At 64.2% G+C, this 1371-nt stretch carries 1 protein-coding gene; it reads right to left on the reverse strand.

What is annotated here, in order from left to right:
- Positions 1–357: 357 nt before the first annotated feature.
- Complete coding sequence (locus BU28_RS23685) at positions 358–1011, reverse strand: recombinase family protein (protein ID WP_051578299.1); 654 nt, start codon at positions 1009–1011, stop codon at positions 358–360.
- Positions 1012–1371 lie beyond the last annotated feature (360 nt).

Consider the following 1371-nt stretch of genomic DNA (forward strand, 5'->3'; position numbering starts at 1 on the left):
CGGTGTCGTCATCGATGTGCCCTCCCTTCGGTTCCGATGAAACCATCATGGCATAAGAGATGTCGTTGGGTGGGGGCATCCACCGCATCAGTTCAATCTTACGCTCCTCCTGGGCACATGGTCTCAGCCCTGGGGACCGTCATCCGGAGGACTCCACGGCGCAAGTCGGCCGGCTGCGTACTGCAGCGCAGGCCGCAGCCTCGACGCGCAGCAGTGCGGGTGCAGCTGGAACACCTGCACGCCTGGGGGCGGATCTATGATGCAGGTGGCAGCGGCTGCAAAGACTGCCCTCGAGGGCCGTACCCCCGCACCTATGGTTCCTGCAGGGGACCGGGTTGTCTAGTCGCGCCTCGCAGGTCAAGCGCCCTTTGCGGCTTCTCCATCCAGATCACCCGTCGTCTGCTCATTGCCCAGCAGTTCCTGCCCCGGACGCTTCAATGCGCCGTCGGCATGAAGGTAGTGATAGAGGGTCGAAGGTCTGATCCCGCCGAGCTCCGCGCAGATCGAGGGAATCGACCGCTCGCGATCAGCCATCAGGTGCCGGGCATAGCGTAGCTTGTCGGCCGTCATGACCCGTGGCCGGCCACCCTTCCGCCCCCGAGCGCGGGCCGCGGCGAGGCCCTCCCTGACTCTCTGGCGGATCACGTTACGCTCCATTTCGGCAAACGCCGCCTGGATCTGAAGGAACGCACGCCCCTGCGGCGTGGTGGTGTCCATCGGTGAATTGAGCGCCCGAAACCCGATCTGTCGCGCGGCAAGAGTATCGATCAGCTGCACCAGTTCGCTGGCGAGCCGGCCCAGGCGATCGAGATCGAGTACGACGAGAACATCTCCGGCCCGCAGCCAGTCCAGGCAGGCCTTGAGGCCGGGCCGGTCCTTGGCCCCCGTTGCCCCCGATGCACGGTCCTCGAACACCCGCTCGCAGCCTGCGGCAGCGAGCGCATCGAGCTGGCGGTCCATGATCTGACCACCCTCTGATGTCGAGATACGGGCGTAGCCGACGAGAGCCATCGTCCGCCCCCCCTTTACTGCATCCTGATGTGCGACAAACATATGACCGCAATCTGTTATCGGAAACAGATTACTGCGATTTTATCGTAAGACGGACGGGCGCTCAGGGGCCCGCGCGCCCGTCGGCCGGACGGATTTGCGACAAACAGGTGTTTGTCGCAGGCTGGTCGTGTGATCTGCACATGTTGTGGCGGGTGCGCTGGCCGGGGTCGAGCTTGCGCGGCCGCCTCGTAGAGTAGGAGCGTAGGAGCTTGTCCCCGTGCCGCGAGATGCGCCCCTGCCTTAACAGGCCGCTGAAATAGTCCTGCCTCGACAGTGGTTTGAGAACATGATTCACCGTCGGCATGATAACGGCGGGGG

Source organism: Paracoccus yeei ATCC BAA-599 (genome assembly GCF_000622145.1).
GTDB classification, from domain to species: domain Bacteria; phylum Pseudomonadota; class Alphaproteobacteria; order Rhodobacterales; family Rhodobacteraceae; genus Paracoccus; species Paracoccus yeei.